Source organism: Stenotrophomonas sp. 01N47 (assembly GCF_056399165.1).
On record NZ_JBFTQU010000005.1, the window covers coordinates 127,752 to 150,579 of the forward strand.

Below are 22,828 nucleotides of genomic sequence, written 5' to 3' on the forward strand. Positions count from 1 at the left end.
TCCGCTTTGGTGGATGCCAACCTTGGTTGGCATGATTCTGCTGTGCCAACCAAGGTTGGCACCTACCAAGGCGGGTAGACGGCGCTGCTCATCGATCGTTGAGGGTCTTCACCTTCAACGCCTCGCGCAGCGCAGCCAGATCCACCGGGCCACGCACGGCGATGTCGCGGGTTTCGCCCGGCAGCAGGTCCAGCAGGTTGTCTTCCACCTGCACGTCGAGCGCGCCGAAATCGATCCAGGCTGCGCGCACCAGCGCAGCGCTGTGCAACCGCAGGCGATAGTGGTCACCATCGATCGCCAGGGTTGATGTCAGCTGCTGGCGTGGCAGCACCTGGTCCTTGGCTTCGACGAAGCCGACCACCTGCCGCGCCGTCACCTTGCCATCCTGCAGCAGTTCGAACACCGCCACCGTCCGCGCCGGATCAGCGCCGGCCAGCAGCTCGGCATCCGCGTAGGTGCCGATATCCGTCACCCCGGTGGCGGCCAGGGTCACCGCCTGCTCGCGTCGGCGCAGCACCTTGCCCTCCACGTCCATCACCCGCAGGCGCCAACGTGCATCCATCGCGGCACCATCGTTGACCAGGCGCACGCGCGTACTGCCTTCATCGCGCAGTGCGGCCACCGTAACCGGCGCGAAAAAGCGCCGCGCGGCATAGTGCAGCGCCTTCCAGCGACCGAAGTAGTCCACGCTCGACCACGATGCTCCCGGCCAGACATCGTTGAGCTGCCAGTACAGCGAGCCCATCGTGTAAGGCCGCGAAGCGCGATGGTGCAGCGCCGCCAGGGCGATGCCATCGGCCTGCATCACCTGGCTCAGGTAGACGAAGTCCTCGAAGTCCTTCGGCGTGCCGTAGCCCAGTTCGATGTAATGCAGCAGGCGTGTATTGCCCTCGCCGGCCATGAACTTCTGGTGCGCGCGGATCACCGGGCTGTCGATGCGCTGTTCGGCACGGGTGGCGATCTGGTCCACCGTCGCCACTGCAGGCCAGGCCTGCAGGCCGTACTCGGACATGAAGCGCGGGGTTTCGCGCAGATACGCCTGCACAGGCAATGCCGGATTGCCCCACACCTGCCAGTAATGCTTGTCGCCACGGGTGGAGTCGTTGGCCTTCTCGTCCAGGTCGTTGCTGGGCGAACTGGACCAGTACGGCACGCCCAACCCATCCTCGCTCACCACCTGGCGCAGGTCGTTGCCGAACAGGTCGACGTAGCCCTGCCAGACCTTCGCTGCGAACGCCGGATCAGCTGCCTTCAGGTCGCGGCCGTGGCCCCAGTCCTTCCACGCCGTTTCTTCCTCGTTGTTGCCACACCACAGCACGATGCTGGGATGGTGGCGCAACCGGCGCACGTTGTCGCGCGCCTCGGCCACCACGCTGGCGCGGAATGCCGGGTCGTAACCCGGTTGCATGCCACCGCCGAACATGAAGTCCTGCCAGACCAGCAGGCCCAGTTCGTCGGCGATGTCGAAGAACGCATCGTCTTCGTAGTAGCCGCCGCCCCAGTTGCGCAGCATGTTCATGTTGGCATCGCGCGCGGCGACCAGTACCTGGCGCAGGCGCGCAGCATCAACGCGCGCGGGGAAGGCGTCGAAGGGGATCACGTTCGCGCCCTTGGCGAAGATCGGCACCCCGTTGATGACGAAGGCGAAGCCCTGTCCTCCCTTGTCGTCCTGCTCGCGGCGCAGTTCGACGGTGCGCAGGCCAATGCGCTGTTCGCGTGCCAGCACCGGATCGGCACTGCCGTCCAGGTGCGCCTGCACGGTGTAGCGGTCCTGCGCACCATGGCCGACCGGCCACCAGCGCCGCGGTTTGGCCAGTTCAACCGGCACCTCCACGCTGTTCCGGCCGGGCTTCAGTTCGACCGTGCGCTGCACCCGTGCGACGCTGCGGCCGTCGGGATCCCGCACTTCAACGTCCACCGAAACCGGACCGGCGACCGCGTCCTGCTCCACCTGCAGCACTACGGCCAGCTTTGCCTTTTCTGCATCAAGCGCATCAGTGCGTACGGCCAGGTCGGTCAACCGATGCGCATCCCATGCCTGCAGGTCCACGCCCCGCCAGACGCCGGCAGTGACGTAGCGCGGGCCCCAATCCCACCCGAAGTGGTATGCCGGCTTGCGCACGAAGTTGCCGACCATTGCGTCCTTGGGTTCATCGCCGTAGGGCGAAGGATAGTTGCCGGCAATCCTGTGCGGCATCGCCTGCACGCCGGGCAGCAGTGTGCGGATCGGCGAACGGAACACGATCTGCAGTTCATTGCCCTTCGCACGCAGGCGACCTTCGACGCGGGCGCGCCAGGTGCGGTGAGCATTGTCGGCGCGCAGCAGCGGTTTGCCGTTAAGCGTCACCTCGGCATAGGTGTCCAGGCCGTCGAAGCGCAGCTCGGCATGGGCCTTTGCCAAGCTGGTAGCGTCCACATCGAAACGGGCGCGGTACTCCCAGTCGGCCAGACCGATCCACTGCAGCTCGGCTTCGGGCGCACCGACGTAGGGATCGCGGATCAGCTCATGCGCCAGCAGATCGGTGTGCACACTGCCTGGCACCGTGGCCGCGCGCCACTGCTGCAGGCCAGGATGGGCCGCGCCCTGCGCGTCGCCGGGCAGCAGCCGGAACGCCCATTGCGCCTGCAACGGTGCGGCGCCTGCGGGGAAGGCGCCAAGGGCGATCAACAACAGCAGCAGACGGACAGCGTTGGAAATGCGATGCACGTGATACTCCTGTTTTTCCGCCGGGCATGACCCGGCGCTACCAATGCCACACGCCACGGTAGCGCCGGACCACGTCCGGCGAGCGCGCAGCGCGGCAGAACTCAACTCACGACGTTCAGCACTTCGTAGCACGCACCCATGGTGTGGTAATCCACCTTGCCGGCCGGGCTCTTCTCATCGCTGTACTTGCGGCTGTCGGCGTCGAGGATGCGGAACCATGCGCCGTATCGATGGTCGACGAAGTGCTCCCACGAGTACGCCCAGATACGGTCGTACCACTGCCAATAGCGGTCATCGCCGGTGCGTGCGGCCATCAGCGCGGCGGTGGCCAGGGTCTCGGCCTGCACCCAGAAATACTTGTCGTCGTCGCAGACGAAGCTGTCGCCGCCGATCGGCGCGCCGTCCATGCCCGGCTGCCGGCGCGACTCCGGGGCGAAGCCGTAGTACAGGCCGCCTCGCGCCTCGTCCCAGCTGCGCTCCACGGCCACATCGAACAGATGCTGCGCGGTCGGCACCAGCCAGTCGGCCTGCACGTGTCGGTCCAGGATCAGCAGCAGCTTGGCCCACTCGGTCTGGTGCCCCGGCTGGAAGCCCCACGGCCGGAACAGGTGCTTGGGATCGTCCAGGTTGTAGTCCCAGTCGATGTTCCAGTTGACGTCGTAGTGTTCCCAGACCAGACCGCCGGCCTTTGCCGCCTGGCGGCGGGTCATGTTGTCGGCCAGCTGCAGCGCGCGCTCGACATAGCGCTGCTCGCCACTGGCCTCGAACGCGGCCAGCATCGCCTCGCACATGTGCATGTTGGCGTTCTGGCCGCGGTAGCCGGTGAAGTTCCACTGGCCGTCGGCCTCGTCCCTGTACAGGCCATGCTCGGCTTCCCAGAAGCGCGCCTGCAGCAACTGCCAGGTTTCGTCCATCCACGTGCGGGCTTCTTCGATGCCCGCTTTCAACGCACAGCTGTAGGCGAGCAGGACGAAGGCCACGCCGTAGCAGTGGTTCATGTCGTCCTCGACCACGCCATCGCGCAGGGTCCAAGCGTAGCCGCCGGTGGCCGGGTTGCGGTGAACCTCCCGCAGGTAGCGCACACCGTGCTCGACCGCATCGCGATACTCGGCATTGCCGAACTCGCGGTAAGCCATGGCGTAGTTGAAGACGAAGCGGGTGCTGCTCACCAGATGACGATGGCTGGCATCGTAGATGCTGCCGTCGTCACGGAAGTAGTGGAAGAAGCCACCCTTCGGATCGATGCAGCGCGGATGGTAGAACGCCATCGTATCGGCGATGTGGGCGCGCAGGAACGCGGGGGAACGGAAATCGGGCGAGGTGCTCATGCGGGGAGATCCTGTACCTGCAGCAGCTGCTGCACTTCATCGAACGAGGGCATCGCAGCGAACGCGCCCTTGCGGGTCACGGCCATTGCGCCAACAGCGGCGCCGAAGCGCAGCGTGGCGGTGATCGCCTGCGGGTCCTGGCAGAACGCGGCAAAGCCCGCACCTGCCCCACCCCGCTCCAGCAGGCCAACCAGCACGCCGCCGACGAAGGCATCACCGGCAGCGGTGGTGTCCACGGTGGCGACGCGGAAACTGCTGACCTTGCCCTGCGTTTCACGGGTATACCAATGCAGCGTGGCGGCGCCGTCGGTGATGATCACCCAGCGTGCCTGCGCGGCCAGCAGGCGACGCAGCACCAGCGCCTCGCCGTCATCCCCCAGCGGGGCGGCCAGATAATCCAGTTCCTCGCGCGACAGCTTGACCAGGTCGGCGCGTTCCAGCGCCTGCCACAGGCGCGGTGTCGGGTCGACATCGGCCGGCCACAGCGCCGGACGCAGGTTGAGATCCAGGCTGACCACCGCACCGGCCGCGCGCGCGCGGTCCATGCCGGCGAACGTCGCTTCGGCGATGTCCGCTTCGGTCAGGCTGTTGGAACAGACGTGGAAACACTCCGCGCCATCGAAGCAGCCGGCCTGGAAATCGCTGTCACGGAACAGCAGGTCGGCGGCAGGCGGACGGTAGAAGCTGAAGCTGCGTTCGCCGCCCGCGTCCAGTGCAACGAAGGCCAGCGCGGTTTTGGCCGCGTCGGTACGCACGATGTAGTCGGTGCCGACGCCGTGTTCGCTCAGGCTCTCCGCCAGGAAGTCGCCGAACATGTCGCGGCCGAGCATGCCGACGAACTGGGTCTTCGCACCCAGCCGCGCGGCGGCCACCGCGACGTTGGCCGGTGCACCTCCGGCGTACTGCAGGAACGCGCGCGGGGTATCGGCCGAGGCCGGCGGCTGCGCTAGTAGATCGATCAAAATTTCGCCGAAGCAGACGATGGAACCCATTTTCGACTCAGCCTCCCTGCGTGCCGGCAGCCGGCGCGCGGGCGCCGACCAGTCCGTAGAAAATGATGTAGCCGTAGCACAGCAGCGGCAGGATGAAGCTGGCCTGCACGCCGATGTGGTCAGCCAGGACGCCCTGCAGGTAAGGCACCACGGCGCCACCGACGATGGCCATGATCAGCAGGCTCGAACCCTTGCTGGTCAGCGGGCCCAGGCGCTCGATGCTGAGCGCGAAGATGGTCGGGAACATGATCGAATTGAACAGGCCGATCGCCACCACCGAGTACAGCGCGACATTGCCGGAGGTCATCATGGTCAGCGTCAGCAGGCCCACGTTGACCAGCGCGAAGATCGCCAGCAGGCGGCTCGGCGAGAAGCGCGCCAGCAGCGCCGAACCGGCGAAGCGACCGATCATCGCCATCGTCCAGTAGGCCGACACATAGTGGGTGGCTTCCTGCTCGCTGAAGCCGCCGATGGTGGGCATCGACAGATAGTTGACCAGGAAGCTGCCGATCGACACTTCGGCGCCGACGTAGAAGAAGATGCCGAGCACGCCCAGCAGCAGGTGGCGCTTGCGCAGCGCATCCAGATAGCTGTGCTGATGCCCGTGGTCAGCCTGCTCGGTGGTGTCGTTCAACGCCGGCAGGCGGAACAGGAACACGAACAGGGCCAGCAGCACCAGCGCCACGGCCAGGCCGACATAGGGGCCCTGCACCGCGTGTGCCTCGGCGGTACGGTAGGCGAGCTGCTCGGCGGCCGGCAGCGCGGCGATCTGCTCACCGCTCATGGCCGTGTTGGACAGGATCAGCATGCCGCCGAAGATCGGCGCGATGGCCGTACCCAGCGAGTTCAGCGCCTGCGCCAGGGTCAGGCGGCTGGAACTGGTCTGTTCCGGCCCAAGCAGCGCGACATACGGGTTGGCCGCCACCTGCAGCACGGTGATGCCGGTGGCCAGCACGAACAGTGCACCGAGGAAGGCACCATAGACGCGCAGCTCAGCGGCCGGCCAGAAGCCCAACGCGCCGATACCGGCGATCACCAGGCCGGCCACGATGCCCTTCTTGTAGCCCAGCGCTGCTACAAGCCGCCCGGCCGGCAACGACATCAGGAAGTAGGTGCCGAAGAAGGTGAACTGCACCAGCATTGCCTTGGCGTAGTTCAGCTCGAACACCGCCTTCAGATGCGGAATCAGGATGTCGTTGAGGCAGGTCAGGAAGCCCCACATGAAGAAGATGGTGGTGACCACGGCCAGCGCTTTGCCATTGGTGACGGCAGGCTGGTTGCCCGGGGAACCCGATGGGCGGGGCGTTGCGGAGATCGGCATGCGGTACGCGCCTCGATGCGCGAAAGGTCGTTGGTGCGTGGAAGGGTGCAATCAGTTCAGTAGCGAAGCATCAATTCAATTCGGACGTGCGGCGCTGCTTTCGCGGATGCGCAACTGTACCGGGGCGACCGTGCGCCGTGGTGGCGCATCCGGCTCCTCCAGCCGCTGCAGCAGCAGCGAGGCCGCCTGCCGCCCGCGTTCGCGCGGGTCGGCCGTCAGGGTGGACAACGGCGGCACGGCAACCGACGCTTCGGAAATATCGTCGAAGCCGGTCACCGCGAAGTCACCGCCGGGACGGATGCCGCGCGAGTTCAGGCCCAGCATCAGGCCCAGCGCGACGGTGTCGTTGTAGCAGACCGCTGCGCTTGGCCGATGGCCGTCGACGAACAGTTCATCGGTACGCGCGGCCGCTTCCAGGCGGTTGGGTGCAGATTCGATCATCCAGCCGGGCGGCAATGCCAGCCCGGCTTCGGCCAGTGCCTGCTGGAAACCGGCACGACGCTGGTGGCAGGAACTCGATGCCGCGTGGCCACCGAAGAACGCGATCTGGCGATGGCCGCGCTCGATCAGGTGGCGGGTGGCCAGGTAGGCGCCATGCTGGTTGTCCAGGGTCAGGAAGTCCCAGTCGGCGCCTTCCAGTTCGCGGTTGAACAGCAGTACGTTGGCGTTGGCGCCCAGTACCTGCCGCAGCAGCGTGGCATCGCTGCCCTCGGCCGGCGACAGGATCAGGCCCGCAGGCGTGTGTTCCATCAGCGTGGACAGCACCGCCTGCTGCCGCTCGGGCGACTCGCCGGTACTGCCGAGCAGGGTCACGTAGCCGCGCCCGCCCAGTGCCTCGTCCACACCCGAAGCGAACTCGGCGAAGAACGGGTTGGACAGATCGTTGATGACCAGGGCGATGCTGGAGGACGTGCGCCGCCGCAGGTTCGCTGCAGCGCGGTTGTAGACGTAACGCTGGCGGCGCAGCTCAGCCTCGACCCGGGCGCGGGTATCGACGTTGACCAGCGGACTGCCACGCAGCACCAGCGACACGGTCGCGCGCGAAACGCCGATGGCACGGGCGATGTCGGTCACCGTCACCGCCTTGCCGGAACGCTTGCTGGAACTGTCGCTGTTGTCGTTCATCGTCTTCCCGCACTCCGATGGATGCTCAAGCCTAATGGATCGCGGCCCTGTCGTGCCGTGCCGTTCGCTGGGTTGCCTCGAACGGCACAGCCCGGCTCAGTGCAGCTGGCTGCCCGGTGCCGCGCACCAGGACACCGGCAGGTCCTTGACCGCCGTGCCCCAGCCCTCGGTCGGCGCCCGCCCGTCAAGCGCGAAGCGCAGCTTCGGGCCCTGCTGCAGCTGGCTCCAGCCCAGCCATACCGGGGCATGTGCCTGGCCGTCGACCTGCACGCCCTGCACGTACTGCAGGCGGCGGCCATCGGCGCCAGGTGCCTCGATGCGCAGGGTGCGGCCATTGCCCAGCTCGACCTCGACCTTGGCAAAGCGCGGCGTATGCAGCAGGAACTCGCCGCTGCCCGGCACCGCCGGGTACACGCCGATCGCACTGAACAGGTACCAGGCCGACATCGTGCCGAGGTCATCGTTGCCGGTCACGCCGTTGGGCGCATTGGTGAACAGCTGCTGCGCGGCGCGCACCACGGCGGCGGTCTTCCACGGCTGGCCGATCAGCGTGTACAGCCACGGTGAGTGCAGGTCCGGTTCGTTGTTCGGGTTGTAGCGGAACTGGTTGTAATAGCTGTACGGCCCGACCACCCACTCCTTGCGGGCGGCATTGAGGGGGTCGGCCTGCAGAGCGTCCATGGCGAAGAAAGCATCCAGGCGGCGGCCGGCCTGTTCGCGGCCGTCCATCGCTTCGACCAGGCCCGGCACGTCCTGCTGCGCCAGCCACTGGTACTGCCACGCCGTGCCTTCATGGAAACCGTGATGCGAACGCGGGCTGTAATGGCCGTCAGCCGGGGTATACCACTGGCCATCTTCGGTACGCGGGCGCGGGAAGCCGGTGAAGCCGGTCTCGGCGTCGCGCACCTGCGGGTCCCACACCTTGCGCCAGTTGCGGCCGCGCTCGCGCAGCGTCGCCGCGTCCTGCGCATGGCCGAGGCCATCGGCCATCTGCGAAAGCGCACAGTCGGCCAGCGCGTATTCCAAGGTGGCCGAACCGCCGTGGTGCGGATCGACGTCCATGCCCTTGGACGGGAACGCGCGGTCGTAGACCACGTAGCCCTTGTCCAGATAGGTCGGGTTGCCGGAGCGACCGGCAGCACGCGAGTTCAGCGGCGGCGTACCGAACGCATTGCGGCGCAACGCATCCCATGCCTGCCCTTCGCGGCCCTTGAGTGCACCGAAGCGCCACAGGTCGACCATGAAGGGCGTGACCGGGTCACCGGTCATGATGTTGGTCTCGAAGTTGGCATAGCCCCAGCGCGGCAGCCAGCCGCCCTGCTCATCGATCGCCAGCAGGCTGCGGCCGATGTCGCGCGCCACGTCCGGGCGCGTCAGTGCCAGCCACTGGTTCTGTGCACGGTAGGTGTCCCACAGCGAGAAGTACTCGTAGTAGGTCCAGCCATCGGCGCGATGGATGCCATCGTCGTAGCCGCGGTAGCGGCCGTCGGCATCGCTGCCGGTGAGCGGCTGCAGCAGCGCGTGGTACAGCGCGCTGTAGAACACGGTGCGGTCATCGCCATTGCCGCCCTGCACGCGCACGCGTGCCAACTGCTCCCGCCACGATTGCTGCGACAGCGCGCGCATGCGTTCGAAGCCCAGCAGCGCCCCGCCCTGCATGCCCTCGGCGCGCAGGTTGGTGCGCGCACCTTCGGCATCCACATGCGAAATCGCGCTGACGGCGGTGACCGACTGGCCCTTGGCCAGGTCGAAGCTGAGCCACGCGCCATTCGGCTTCTGCTCGCCTTCCATGCTGTGGCGCGCGCCCGGCAGGCCGCCGCCCTCGCCCCAGGTGCCATGCGCCTTGAACGGGCGGTCGAACTCGATGCGGAACCAGGTGGTGTACTGGTGCCCACCGCAGAAGCTCTTGGTGACCAGCTTGCCTTCCACCACGCGGTCACCCACCACATCGACCACACTGCCGATCACCGAGTGGCGCTCGTTGGCCTGACCGACATTCACCAGCACGTGGCCGTCGCCCTGGCGCTGGCTGAAGGTGTAACGCTCGGCAGCTGCGCGGGTGCGCGCGGTCGCTTCTGCGTCGATGCCGCCGTAGCTGGTCAGGCGCACCTTGTAGTAGCCGGCCTGGCCGATCTCACCGTCGTGGGTGTAGGCCGACGCATAGGTCTTGTGATTGAAGGCTTTCGCATCGGCGGTATCGAAGTCGCCGCCCGGGCCGATCGAACCGGTCACCGGCAGCACCGAGACCTGCCCACCCTGCTCCCAGCAACCGGCGCCGGACAGGAAGGAGTGGCCGAAGCCGCGGATCTTGTCGTCGTCGTAGCGCCAGCCCGAATAGTGGCTGCCGATCGGGCTGACCTGGATCAGGCCGAACGGTGCCGAGGCACCGGGGAAGGTGTTGCCGTCATCCTTGCTGCCGATGAAGGTATTGACCTCGCGTTCCAGCGCGACCGGTGCGGCCTGCAGCCAGGGCGTCACCGCCAGTGCCAGCAGGCAGGCGATGCGGGCTAGGGGCCGATGGGACAATGCCGACAGGCGGCGGGCGGGACGACGGCGGGACAACCTGGTCACGGGCAGGACTCCTTGGCGGCAGGGCGGCAGCGAAGAACCGGCCGCACAGGCCGAGCCCTCGTTTCCATCGGTACAAATCCGCACCCCGGCGGATTTAGATCGATTCAAGTAGAGCATGGGAATTTCGCCCAATGCATTCTGCGGCGCAGCATGAGCGGGGGGGCTTCGGCCGGGCTGCGCCCGGCACCCGCAGAGGCCTTCAAGCCAAGAAAACAGCAACAGCAACGGCGGGCTACCGAGCTGGGCGGGGCGGTATGGGCAGGCAGGACACGCCGTAGACCCATCCATGGGGGCTCGATGGCGCCATCCATGGCGCCAACGGTCCTGCCTGCCCATACCGCCCCACCCCTGACAGTTTCCCGAGATCTGGTAGATCCACGCCGTGCGCGGATGGATGTTCCTACCGATTTCGAAATCATCGATTGGATTTCATCCATGCATGGCATGGATCCACGTGTCGACCAAGGTCGACACCTATCAACAGCGGGAAKCTGTCGAAGGCGGGGTGGGTCCGGTTGCGGGGGTGTCCGCGGCATGGATGCCGCGGCCAAGCCCCCAAGGACGGGTTTACGGCGTCCCCCGCAATCGGACCCACCCCGCCAACCCATGGAAAGCCAGCTTTTTGATGTTGCTGTTGTTCCCGCTGTTGCTGTTGCCCTGGCCTGAAGGCCTCTGCGGGCGCAGGGCGCAGCCCGGCCGGCCCACCCCGTCTGCGCATGTAAACGCTTACAGCATTTTTCCGCGAAGGGTCATTTGCACGACACGTCGCTGCCATATTGCGCAGCAACATGCGTCGGCGCGTTGGGCGTGCTAAAAATCGCCCCGCCCATCGCTTAGATCGATCCAAGACGACATCGCGATGGCCCGGGAGTTGGGGAGCAAGACAGGACGTGCCGCGCCATCCGCCAGGCGCTCGTTGCATCTGCAGGGCGAAGGCAAGATCGGCATCACGAATTAGATCGATTCAAGTTTCCGCGTCAGTCAGTCACCGGATCAATCCAGGAGAGAGGGAGAGATGGCAATGAAGCATTCAACACGTACGCAGGGCCACGACGCGTTGTCGCTGGCCATCGCGCTGGCCCTGGCCGCCGCCGTCGCCCCGCTTGGCGCTTCCGCCCAGCAGGCGTCAGCAACGACCGGCACGCAGGACGCCACCACCCTGGACAGCGTCCAGGTCACCGGCTACCGCTACGCGATCGAAAAGAGCCTGCAGCAGAAGCGCGACGCCAACGCCGTGGTCGAAGTGATCACCGCCGAGGACGTTGGCAAGTTCCCCGACAAGAACGTCGCCGACGCGCTGCAGCGCGTGCCCGGCGTGGTCATCACCCGCAGCGGTGGCGAAGGCAAGTCGGTCAGCGTGCGCGGCCTCGCGCCCGACCTGACCCTGACCCAGTTGAACGGCAACTACGTCGCCTCGTCGGAAACCAACAACGAAGCTACCCGCTCGTTCAACTACACCCTGCTGCCGTCGAACATGCTGTCCAGCGCCGAGCTGTTCAAGTCGCCGGAGGCGCGCATCGACGAAGGCGGCATCGGCGGCACGGTCATCCTGCACACCCGCCGACCGCTGGAGATGGAAGCCAATTCCGGCTACGTCAACCTGGAAGGCACTTCGTCCGATACCAGCCACGACGTCGATCCGCAGGTGTCGGCGCTGTATTCCTGGCACAGCAAGGACGAGCGCTTCGGCGTGCTGGTCGGCGTGACCCAGCAGAAGCGCACCACCCGCACCATGGAGACCAGCACCGAGGACTACCAGTGGTACGGCAACAACACCACCGCCCGTGATGCCAACGGCAACCTGCTGGAACAGGATGGCATCCACTACTGGTGGGGCCAATCCGGTTTCAACAACCAGACCGGCACGAACTACAGCGAATTCTTCATGCCGACCTCGGTGAACTTCGCGGTGAAGGAAGAGAAGCGCGAGCGCAAGGGCGGCCAGCTGACTTTCCAGTTCAAGCCGATCGACAACCTGACCCTGACCGCGAACTACTTCCGCTTCGAACTGCAGGGTGACTACACCCAGAACATGCTGAAGGTGCCGGAGTGGAACCTGGCCCGCTACAACGGCGATGGCAACTGGGCCGGTGGGCGCCTGCTCAACGGGCTGAGCTTCGATCCCAGTGGCAGCATCGTCACCGGCGCGCAGTACGAGAAGCTTGCCGGCAAGACCTATTACTGCAGCGAAGACCAGGCCGCCGCAGCTGGCCTGCCGCCGGGTGGCTGGGGTCCGGATGACTGCACCATCCCCACTCCGCAGCTGACCGGTGGCTACAGCAAGGAAAAGGCGCTTTCGCAGACGGCCGACCTGACCGTCGACTGGGACATCAGCCCGCTGTGGAAGGCCAGCTTCACCGGCGGCCGCACCTGGTCCAAGGGTGGCCCGTCGATGAATTTCCGCATGTCCGCCAAGCCCCGCCGCAAGGTCGGTGACCAGTGGCAGGCCGGCAACCAGTACACCGCATGGGACCTGACCGGCACGCCGTCGCTGACCGTCTCGCCGGACATCCAGCAGCAGCTGATGGCTGGCATCGCCGAGGTCGATACCGGCTCCACCGATTCGTCGTGGATGCAGACCGAGGTCAAGCAGAACTACTTCCAGGCCGACGTCACCAAGATGTTCGAAGCCGGCTGGCTGGATTCCATCCAGTTCGGCGCCAAGTACCGCGACGGCCAGGTGCACCGCAATACCGGCAACACCTACTGGGTCTGCCAGGGCCTGGACCCGGCCGACTATGACAACAATCGTTACCAGGCCGGTTGCGATCCGACCGCAGGCAATGCGCAGCCGGGCTTCTTCCTGTCGAACCCGATCAGCAACATCGCCGGCGGCTTCAATGCCAACGTGTTCCCCGGCATCAACTACCCGGCCTACATCGACTACCTCAACCAGACCTACGGTGGCTCGCACAACCGTACCGAGGAAGACTTCGTCTACGACGTCAACGAGAAGATCTACTCGGGTTACTTCCAGGCCAACTTCCGCACTGATCGCGTGCGTGGCAACGTCGGCGTGCGCGTGGTGCGCACCAAGCAGTTCGCCCAGTCCAGCGATTCGGTCGAACGTTTCAACGACTACTTCGTGGACAACGCCGCTGGTGCGCCGATGAGCTGCGATGACCCGGCTGCCGATCCGAACCTGCGTTGCCAGGGCGGCTTCGTGCGTCTGCCGGACAACCAGGTGCGCGACAAGGTCTATACCCTCAGCTCGCTGGAAAAGACCTATACGGACTTCCTCCCGAGCTTCAACATCGCCTGGGACATCACCGACAACCTGGTGCTGCGCGGTGCCGCGTCGAAGGTAATCGCGCGCCCGGGCTACACCAGCATCGCCTATCCGGGCGGCCTGCAGTACATCAGCCAGGAATACAGCAATGATCGTCGGGTCGCTGGCGGCACCGACACCCCCGGCTGGTACGGCTCGGGCAGCAACAAGGCACTGGAGCCGTTCAAGGCGGTGCAGTTCGACCTTGGCCTGGAGTGGTACTTCAAGCCGGGTTCGGTTGCAGGCGTGGCGTTGTTCCGCAAGAACGTGGACAACTTCACCGTGCCGGTCGTGCGCGACCAGCAGATGACCGTCGGTGGTGAAACGGTGGTGGTGCAGAAGTACAGCACCGAAGCCAACGGCCGCGACGGCGTGTCGCAGGGCGTGGAGCTGTATGGCCAGTACACCTTCGACATGGGCTTTGGTGTCCAGGCCAACTACACCTACAACGACACCAACCTGGCCTCGATCGTGCTTGACGGCGAAGAGATCGGTTCGTCGCCGCTGGTCGGCAGCGCCAAGAACCAGGCCAACGTCACCGTGTTCTACGAGAACGAGAAGTTCCTGGCCCGTGCCTCGTACAACCGTCGTGGCGAAGTGGTGGGCGGCCTCAACAACGGCCTGACCACCTACACCAAGCCGTACAGCCAGCTGGATCTGAACGTGGCCTACAACATCACTGCGGACTGGACCGTGACCGCGGCAGTGCTGAACGCCACCAAGTCCGAGCTGCGCAGCTACATCGGCAACGACAGCCAGGCCCGACTGCTGTCCAACCTGTATGCCGGGCGCCAGCTGTACTTCGGCGTGAACTGGAAGTTCTAAGGCACTACCCCCGCCTGCGGGCGGGGACGTTCCTCCACGGCAGCCGCGCTGGTACAGGTGGCTGCCGTTTTTCGTGGGCCCTCTTCCGAGGGAGCCCTTGACCCTGCCATCGTTGCAAGGTGCACACTGCCTCCACCCCCAAGTGCATCGAAGGAGCTACAGATGGAATTCCATGTGGAAGGCATGACCTGCGGCGGCTGCGCGCGCAGCGTGACCAAGGCGATCGAGCTGGTCGACCCGGCGGCGACGGTGTCGACCGACCCGCCCAGCCGCCGCGTGCAGGTGCAGACCTCGGCCAGCGAAGCGCAGATCATTGCAGCGCTGACCGAAGCAGGTTTCCCGCCGCGCCCGGTCTGAACGCCTGACCCACTGCATGAACGATGCCCGCCCCGTGCAGCTGCCGGGGCGGGCATTTTCTTTTCCGTATGTCTTGGTCAGGTCCTGCGCGCGCGCCTGCGTACCGCCCCGGTGGGCGCCGCCACCGGCGCAGCGCCCTCCTCGCCTTCGCCCAGCCGCTGCAGGATCGGGCACTCGGGACGATCATCGCCGGCGCAGCAGCTGATCAGTGATTTCAGCGTATCGGCCATCTGCCGCATGTTCTCGATGCGCTGTTCCAGATCATCGATGTGCTGCTCGGCCAGGCGCTTGACGTCGGCGCTGTGCCGCGAGGTGTCGTTCCACAGGCCCAGCAGGTCGGTGATCTCGGCCACCGAAAAGCCGAGATCACGCGCGCGACGGATGAAACGCAGCCGGTGCACGTCGGCCTGCGAATAGGCGCGATAGCCCGCGCCGGTACGGTCAGCTGGCGGAATCAGGCCGATCTGCTCGTAGTAGCGGATCATCTTGGCCGACACGCTGGATGCCTTCGATGCTTCACCGATGTTCATGCCATCACTCCTTTACTGGGCCGCATGGGACTACTGGGCCGCATGGGACGCCTCGACCATCGGCACCTGGAAGCGCCGCAGGCGCAGCGCATTGCCGAGCACGAACACGCTGGACAGGGCCATGGCACCGGCGGCGAACACCGGCGACAGCAGCACGCCCCATACCGGGTACAGCGCACCCGCCGCGACCGGAATCAACGCGGTGTTGTAGGCGAAGGCCCAGAACAGGTTCTGGCGGATGTTGCCGATGGTCGCCTTCGACAGCGCGATGGCATTGGGCACGCCCTGCAGGTTGCCGGACATCAGCACCACGTCGGCCGATTCCACCGCGACGTCGGTGCCGGTGCCGATCGCCAGGCCCACATCAGCCTCGGCCAGCGCCGGCGCATCGTTGATGCCATCACCGACGAACGCAATCTGCCCGTAAGCCGCCTTCAACCGGCGCACCGCCTCCACCTTGCCTTCCGGCAACACCTCGGCCACGACTTCATCGATGCCGAGCTGGCGGGCGATGGCCTGCGCCGTAGCGGCGTTGTCACCGGTAATCATGGCCACCTTCAGACCCAGCTGGTGCAGCGCGGCAATGGCGGCCGGCGTACTCGGCTTGATCGGATCTGAGACGGCGATGATTGCCGCCAGGCGGCCATCGATGGCGGCATACAGCGGCGACTTTCCTTCGTTGCCGAGGCGGTCGGCCAGCGCAGCGAACATGCCGATGTCCACGCCCAGCGAACGCATGAAGCGATCGGCACCCACTTCCACCCGCGCACCGTCGACGCTGGCACGCACGCCCATGCCGGTCACCGACTCGAAATCAACCATCGCCGGCAACGCGATGCCCTCCTCCGTCGCCGCCTCGACAATGGCGCGGGCGATCGGATGCTCCGAGCGCGACTCCACCGCCGCCACCCTCGCCAGTACGTGCGCACGATCGAAGCCGTCGGCGATTTCCAGGTCGGTCAGCAGCGGGCGACCTTCGGTCAAGGTGCCGGTCTTGTCCACCGCCACCACCTTGGCGTCCTTCAACAGCTGCAGCGCCTCGCCCTTGCGGAACAGCACGCCCATCTCGGCGCCGCGGCCGGTGCCGACCATGATCGAGGTCGGCGTCGCCAGCCCCATCGCGCATGGGCAGGCGATGATCAGCACGGCCACCGCGTTGACCAGCGCGAAGGTCAGCGCCGGCGACGGCCCGAAGATCAGCCACACCAGGAAGGTGGCCAGGGCCGCCAGCATCACCGCCGGCACGAACCACAGCGTCACCTTGTCGACCACGGCCTGGATCGGCAGCTTGGAACCCTGTGCCTGTTCAACCAGACGGATGATCTGCGCCAGCATGGTCTGCCCACCCACTGCGGTCGCACGCAGGGTCAGCGCGCCCTTCTGGTTGACGGTGCCGCCGACCACGCTGCTGCCGGCCGACTTCTCCACCGGGATCGGCTCGCCAGTGATCATCGATTCGTCGACGTAGCTGCGACCGTCGGTCACCTCACCATCCACCGGCACGCGCTCGCCCGGACGCACTTCCAGCAGGTCGCCCAGCAGCACCTCGTTGATCGGGATATCGACGATGCGCCCTTCGCGACTGACGTGCGCCACCTTGGCCTGCAGGTTGACCAGACGCTTGATCGCCTCCGAGGTACGGCCTTTCGCGCGCACCTCCAGGAACCGGCCGAGCAGGATCAGCGCGACGATCACCGCCGCCGCTTCGTAGTAGACATTCACCGTGCCCGCCGGCAGCAGGCGCGGGATGAAGGTGGCCACCACCGAATAACCGAACGCCGCCGCGGTACCCACCGCCACCAGCGAGTTCATGTCAGGCGCCAGGCGCAGCAGCGCCGGGAAGCCCTTCTGGTAGAAACGCCGGCCGGGAATGGCCAGGACCAGCGTGGTCAGCACGAACTGCAGGTACCAGCTGGCCTGCATGCCGATCGTGGACATCACCCAATGGTGCATGCCGGGGATCAGGTGCGAGCCCATTTCCAATACGAACACCGGGGCCGCCAGCACGCTGGCCAGGATCAGGTCGCGCTTCAGCGCCACCCGCTCGGCATCCTTCTTTTCCGCCGCTTCCTCGTCGACCTGGGTACCGCCATCGATCGCGCGTGCCGCATATCCAACCTTGTCGATCGCCGCCACCAGTGCATCGATGCCGGCAACGCCGCGCACGGTCGCACGCTCGGTGGCCAGGTTGACGCTGGCGTGGCTGACGCCCGGCACCGCCAACAGCGCGCGCTCCACGCGGCCGACGCAGGACGCGCAGGTCATCCCTTCCACGGCCAGTTCGGTGGTCGCGGCGGGTACTTCGTAGCCCACCTTCTCCACTGCCTGGATCAGCGCATCGCGGTCGACCGGACCAGAGGAACGGATGTCCGCGCGCTCGGTAGCCAGGTTGACCGACACGCTGGCGACCCCCTCGACCTTGGCCAGGGCCGCTTCAACGCGGCCAACACAGCTGGCGCAAGTCATGCCTTCGATCGGCAGGCTGATGGTGGAAGCCGTCTCGTGGACGGCTGTGGGGCTGGAGGTGCTCATGGCCTGGTTTCCCTGGTTCCATCTGGAGGATGGTGACCAGCCTAGACCTTGCCATCGTGGGAAGGTCAAATCCACCCCTTCCCGCCAATGTTCCATCAAAGCCGCAGTAGAGCCACGCCATGCGTGGCTGCCCGTCAACCCGCGGCTGGCGCCGGGCCATGCCCGGCGCCGCCTTCCCTCAGAACGTGAACACATACTCCAGCGCGAACTCGCGTCCCACCGCACCCAGCAGGCGGGTCGGGGCGAAATCGTAGTCGACCTTGTACGGGTCCTTGTGGTTCCAGCTGGTCGCATTGAATGCGTTGTTCACGTACAGATTGACCTTCATGAACTCGGTCACCTGATAGCCGACGTTGAAGTTCCAGGTAATGAACGGTCCGACCCGGCCGTAATAGCGCGCCGTCTGCTGCCCCGCATTCGGGTTCGGATTGGCCGATCCATCCGGGCGCGTGGCAGGCTCCAGGCAGTTCAGCGACGGGCTGTCGCTGGGCACGTAACCATCGGCGAACGGCAGGCAGCCACCGGGGTTGTCCAGGCGGTCGGTGCCCCAGTGGTAGCGCACGCCCGGCACCGAACCGATGCGGTCGGCATACACGTTCGCATTCCAGTTGCCGCCCTGCCAGGCCAGGCTGGCGCGCAGCTTGCTGCGCAGGTCACGATCGCGGCGTTCCGGATTCGGGTCGTTGGCGTAGCGCTGCTCCTTCGTCGAGATCTGGTTGGTGTAATTCACCCCCAGCTGGAAGCTGCCCCATGCGGCGGTCTCCAGCCGGTAGCGCGCGCTCAGGTCGATGCCGCGCACTTCGCGGCTGGCCAGGTTGAACGGCCCGCGCTCGATCGACACCAGCCGGCCGCTGCTGTCACGGTTCACCCGGGCCAGGATGCCGGCGCAGTAAGCCTCACCTGCCGGGTTCGCCCACGGCGTGCCGTCCATGTTCTTGCCGGTCAGGCAGCCGGCCTCGCTGGCCAGCACCTCGTCCGCACCGACGTCGACGATCATGTCTTCCAGCTTGATCGCCCAGTAGTCAGCGCTCATCGACAGGTTCGGCAGCACGTCCCACACGAAACCGACCGTCCACGAATCGCCGGTTTCCGAGCGCAGCAGCGGCGTACCCCGGCGGTTCACATCGAACGCGTACCAGACATCGGTATTGCCCACGCCGCAGTTGTTGACCAGATAAGCGCCGCTCTCGATGCAGCGCAGGCGATCGTAGGTCAGCACTTCGGAACTGCTGGCCTGGCCCAGCAGGTAGTGCATGTCCGGCGCGTGGAAGCTGGTCGCGTAGGAGCCGCGCACCAGCAGCGACTCGAACGGCCGCCATTCCAGGCCGGCGTTCCAGGTGGTTTCCTTCTGGCTGCCGATATCCAGCGCTTCGCCGCCGCCGTCGGCCTTGTAGCTGCCGTACCGGTCGTAGCGTGCCGCCGCGGTGGCGATCAGGCTGTCGGCCAACGGGATCTTGAATTCGACACCGGCCGAGTAGCGGGTACGCTCGCCACCGCCGCGATCGACGTTCTGCAGATCGAAATCGATGCCCGCGCGCGGGTCCGGGCTGAGGTGATAGCCCTGCTTGGCCACTTCGGCCACCGCTGCGAACGAGATCGGCCCGGCCCAGCCCTGGAACAGTTCACCGGTGATGTCGGCCGAGGCCTGGTTGACGTAGGACGACGCCCGGTTCTTCGCTACCGTGCCCATCTGCCAGTACTGGTCCGGGGTGATCGGGTTCCACCAGCGCGACTCGTTCAAGGCGTAGATCGCCTCGCCATCGCCGGTGGTGCCCAGCCGTGGGCCGAGGAAGAAGTCGTACGACTTCTGCTCGTCGACCACGTTCTGCCGCTCCTCGACGCGGTAGTAGGAACGGCCGACCGTGGCGCTCCAGTCGAAGCGATCGGCCAGGCGCCCGCGCAGGCCCGCGCTGATATCCCACGACAACTCGCGGTTGGTATTGCGCAGCGTGTCCAGGCCACCGACTTCGTTCGGGGTGAACTGGCGCACGCCGAGCACCGGTCGATTGCGGTTGGCATCCCAGTAGTAACCGTTGGCATCGTCGATCAGCGACACGCTCGGCGGATTAGTGCCCCAGATCGCTTCGGAACGGTATACCGCCAGGTTGCTCCAGGCCTGCAGATCGTTGCCGAAATCGAAGGTGGCATACAGGTTGCCCGACAGGTTCTCCGAGCCTCCGGTCAACAGCCAGTTGGCGTAGTCGGCGCTCATGCCGCAGAGGCGGCCGGTGTTGCTCACCGTATTGGCGTTGTAGTTGTAGACCAGGCGGTCGGCGGTGTAATACTCGCCAGCGAATTTCTCGCAGGTGCCGTCCGGCGGCGCCAGGCGCTGGCCGTTGCTGGGGTCGATCAACGCCAGACCAGCGGTGGGACGGAAACCGACCTTGCGCTGTTCCATGTTCCAGGACGGGTACAGCGCATCGTCGGCGTCGTCCATCTGTGGCCGGTCACGGCCGAACAGCGGATCGCGCTTGGTGTACTGCAGGGCGTAGGTCACGCTCCAGTTGTCGCCGGTCTTGCCGCCCGCCCAGGACAGATCCCAGGTATCACGCCCGCCTTCGGTGGAGGTACCGCCGCGCACGCGCACTTCGTCGCCGTCGTAGTTGGTCTTGAGGATGACATTGACCACGCCGGCGATGGCGTCAGAACCGTAGATCGCCGAGGCGCCGCCAGTCAGTACTTCAATGCGCTCGACCGCCGCCGCCGGAATGTTGCTGTAGTTGGAGAAATTGGTCTCGCCGCCATAGGGCAGCGGATAGTCGGCCACGCGGCGGCCATTGACCAGCAGCAGGCTGCGGTTGGGGCCCATGCCGCGCAGGTTCAGGCCACTCGCGTTGGGGGTGTGCGAGCCCCACTGCGACGCCGCCTCGACCGTGCCGGTCGCCTCGGTCAGGGTCTTCAGTGCGTCGTAGACGGTGACGAAGCCTTCCTTCTGGATCTGTGCGGCGCTGATCACGTTGACCGGGGCCGGGCCCTCGACGCTGGCACGCTTGATGCGCGAACCGGTGACGGTGACCGCATCAAGATCCTTGGTGGGCGACGGGGCCGCTTCCTGTGCGCCAGCGGCGAACGGCAGCAGGGCCAGGGCGAGGGCGTGGGACAGCAGATGACGGCGGTTGCGGGCGGACTGAGCCATGGGTGGTTGCTCTTGGATGGTGGACGCGCGGTCGGATGGCGATCCCGGGCGTTGAATCGATCCATCTCGATTCGACCGCCCTCCCCTGTGGATCGATCCAAACTAAAGCACAGCTGAACCACGCCCAGCATGCGGCGACGCAGCATCCAGCGGACGCGCGTGGTTATCGCCGAAGGGCATCCAAGCGAATCAATGGGTTGCACGACATCTTTATGGAAGCGGCACAGATGTCAATGACACGATCACGACAGTCGCGCGCAGAACGGTTTTGTCCGTGGGGAACTGGTAGCCGGGTCGGATCCTCTCGCAGAGGCGCTCTGACCGGATAGCGTCTGGTCGGGGTCGGAGCCCTTCAGCGAAGGGATCCGCCCCCTGCGGCGCTCAGCCGTCCAGCGCCTTCCGCAGCGCACTCACCGTGGCGGTGTCTGTCTGGCTCCAGTCCGGGTCCAGCCCGCGCAGGGCCGGGTTCTGGAACTGCATGGCCGAACGTCGTTGCCCCTTGGCCGAGGCATGCAGTTCGAGACAGCCGGTCTTCCGCGCCACGGCGGCGATGTTGCCCGGGCCCAGCCCTGCGCCGGCCATGACGCTGATCCTGCCGGCCGCCTGCGCGACCAGCGCGGCCAGTACATCGGCACCGGCGTCGGCGCTGGCCTGGCCGCCGGACGTCAGCACCCGCTGGCAGCCCAGCCCGATCACCTGCTCCAGCGCCGCCGGCAGATCGCGCGCGGCATCGAAGGCACGGTGGAAGGTCACCTGCAACGGGCCGGCCGCGCGCAGCAGTTCGCGGCACAGCGGCAGGTCGATATCGCCCTGCGCATCCAGCGCACCGATCACCACGCCCTCGCAGCCCAGCGCGCGGCACTGGGCGATGTCGCGCAGCATCAGCTCGGTTTCCAGCGCGTCGTAGTGGAAATCCCCCGGACGCGGCCGCACCAGCACGAACAACGGAACTGCCAGGCGCTCGCGGGCGATGGCGATGCTGGCAAACGACGGCGTGGTACCGCCTTCGGCAAGGTTGTCGAACAGTTCGATGCGATCTGCACCACCGGCCTGCGCGGCCAACGCCGAAGCCACCGAATTGCTGGCGATCTCCAGCGTCAGGCGCGCGCTCACGCCTGCGTGCTCGTATAGATCGACGGTGAGTCGCGCAGGTCATCCTGGCGCTGCGCATCGCACACCGCATAGACGAAGCCGCGATGCAGTGCATAGGCACCCACCTCGCCCTGCTTGTTCATGGCAAGGAAGCAGACCTGCAGCGTGCGGCTGGCTTCGGGGCGCTTGCGTACCACCCGGTCGATCGCTTCGCGGCAGGCCTGTGCCGGCGAACGGCCCTGGCGCATCAGCTCGACCACCAGGAACGAGGCCGCGTTGCGGATCATTTCTTCGCCCACACCCGAGGCGGTGGCCGCGCCCACTTCGTTGTCCACGTAAAGGCCGGCGCCGATGATCGGGCTGTCGCCGACCCGGCCGTGCAGTTTCCAGGCCATGCCGCTGGTGGTGCAGGCACCGGCCAGGTTGCCCTTGGCGTCCAGTGCCAGCATGCCGATGGTGTCGTGGTTGTCGCTGTTGCCGGGAAGACCGCGGCGCTCGGCATTGATCTGCGGCGCGTACTTTTCGGTCTTCAGCCACTCACGCCAGGCCGCTTCGGCCTTCGGCGTCAGCAGGTGCTGGCGCTGGAAGCCCTGCTGCACGGCGAACTGCTGGGCGCCCTCGCCCACCAGCAGCACATGCGGGCTGTTCTCCATCACCCTGCGGGCCACCGACACCGGGTGCAGGATGTCGACCAGCGCAGCAACCGCGCCACAGCGGCCGTCACCATCCATGATGCTGGCGTCCAGGCTCAGCACGCCGTCGCGGTCCGGGTTGCCACAATGGCCGACGGTGGGATTGCACAGCTCGCTTTCGGCCCAGCGTGCACCGGCTTCCACCGCATCCAGCGCACTGCCGCCCTGCGCCAGTACCTTCCACGCGGCCTGGTTGGCCGGCACGCCGAAGTCCCAGGTCGAGACCACCTTGGCGCCACCGTGCGTACGCGCCTTCACCGCCGGCAACGCTGCCACGCCTGCGGCCAGTGCACCGGCCTGCAAAAACTGCCTGCGATCCACCATCTTCGCCTCCGTCTGCATGCTGCGCCCG

The 22,828-nt window shown here is 66.4% G+C and carries 13 protein-coding genes; 2 read left to right on the forward strand and 11 right to left on the reverse strand.

All coding sequences use genetic code 11. From position 1 onward, the window contains the following. Positions 1-88 precede the first annotated feature (88 nt). The 6 genes from AC1DKR_RS10380 to AC1DKR_RS10405 all read right to left on the reverse strand — a co-directional run bounded on the left by AC1DKR_RS10380 (position 89) and on the right by AC1DKR_RS10405 (position 10,044). Positions 89-2,707, reverse strand: a complete 2,619-nt coding sequence (locus AC1DKR_RS10380; protein ID WP_478032696.1) for a beta-mannosidase — start codon at positions 2,705-2,707, stop codon at positions 89-91. 101 nt (positions 2,708-2,808) lie between these two features. Then, positions 2,809-4,035, reverse strand: a complete 1,227-nt coding sequence (locus tag AC1DKR_RS10385; protein ID WP_478032698.1) for an AGE family epimerase/isomerase — start codon at positions 4,033-4,035, stop codon at positions 2,809-2,811. Beyond that, positions 4,032-5,027 (reverse strand): carbohydrate kinase family protein, encoded by a 996-nt coding sequence (locus AC1DKR_RS10390; RefSeq protein WP_478032700.1) that lies wholly within the window; start codon positions 5,025-5,027, stop codon positions 4,032-4,034. The genes AC1DKR_RS10385 and AC1DKR_RS10390 overlap by 4 nt, the downstream gene beginning before the upstream one ends. A gap of 7 nt (positions 5,028-5,034) precedes the next feature. Next, positions 5,035-6,348, reverse strand: coding sequence for an L-fucose:H+ symporter permease (gene fucP, locus AC1DKR_RS10395; protein WP_263930344.1), 1,314 nt, complete (start codon positions 6,346-6,348; stop codon positions 5,035-5,037). 75 nt (positions 6,349-6,423) lie between these two features. Then, positions 6,424-7,473, reverse strand: a complete 1,050-nt coding sequence (locus tag AC1DKR_RS10400; protein ID WP_478032703.1) for a LacI family DNA-binding transcriptional regulator — start codon at positions 7,471-7,473, stop codon at positions 6,424-6,426. Between the two features lie 96 nt (positions 7,474-7,569). Next, positions 7,570-10,044 carry a GH92 family glycosyl hydrolase gene (locus AC1DKR_RS10405; RefSeq protein WP_478032705.1) on the reverse strand — a complete coding sequence of 825 codons (2,475 nt, stop codon included), beginning with the start codon at positions 10,042-10,044 and terminating at the stop codon, positions 7,570-7,572. A 1,015-nt stretch (positions 10,045-11,059) separates the two neighbouring features. On the opposite strand from AC1DKR_RS10405, the gene AC1DKR_RS10410 reads away from it, so the two are divergent. Both AC1DKR_RS10410 and AC1DKR_RS10415 read left to right on the forward strand, forming a co-directional pair. Continuing rightward, on the forward strand, positions 11,060-14,137 hold the full coding sequence (locus tag AC1DKR_RS10410) for a TonB-dependent receptor (RefSeq protein WP_312107277.1): 3,078 nt from the start codon (positions 11,060-11,062) through the stop codon (positions 14,135-14,137). A gap of 162 nt (positions 14,138-14,299) precedes the next feature. Further along, positions 14,300-14,494 (forward strand): heavy-metal-associated domain-containing protein, encoded by a 195-nt coding sequence (locus tag AC1DKR_RS10415; RefSeq protein ID WP_312107275.1) that lies wholly within the window; start codon positions 14,300-14,302, stop codon positions 14,492-14,494. Positions 14,495-14,571: 77 nt separating this feature from the next. Here AC1DKR_RS10415 and cueR read toward each other — a convergent pair whose 3' ends face one another. From cueR to AC1DKR_RS10440, 5 genes are all read right to left on the reverse strand, one after another. Continuing rightward, positions 14,572-15,024, reverse strand: a complete 453-nt coding sequence (cueR, locus tag AC1DKR_RS10420; RefSeq protein WP_025874806.1) for a Cu(I)-responsive transcriptional regulator — start codon at positions 15,022-15,024, stop codon at positions 14,572-14,574. A 30-nt stretch (positions 15,025-15,054) separates the two neighbouring features. Next, positions 15,055-17,556, reverse strand: a complete 2,502-nt coding sequence (locus AC1DKR_RS10425; protein ID WP_478032708.1) for a heavy metal translocating P-type ATPase — start codon at positions 17,554-17,556, stop codon at positions 15,055-15,057. Positions 17,557-17,734: 178 nt separating this feature from the next. After that, positions 17,735-20,692 carry a TonB-dependent receptor plug domain-containing protein gene (locus AC1DKR_RS10430; protein ID WP_478032710.1) on the reverse strand — a complete coding sequence of 986 codons (2,958 nt, stop codon included), beginning with the start codon at positions 20,690-20,692 and terminating at the stop codon, positions 17,735-17,737. Positions 20,693-21,073: 381 nt separating this feature from the next. Then, positions 21,074-21,805, reverse strand: a complete 732-nt coding sequence (locus tag AC1DKR_RS10435; protein ID WP_478032713.1) for a copper homeostasis protein CutC — start codon at positions 21,803-21,805, stop codon at positions 21,074-21,076. After that, positions 21,802-22,800, reverse strand: coding sequence for a glycosylasparaginase (locus AC1DKR_RS10440; RefSeq protein ID WP_180831219.1), 999 nt, complete (start codon positions 22,798-22,800; stop codon positions 21,802-21,804). Before AC1DKR_RS10440 ends, AC1DKR_RS10435 begins: the two co-directional genes overlap by 4 nt. Between the last annotated feature and the right edge of the window lie 28 nt (positions 22,801-22,828).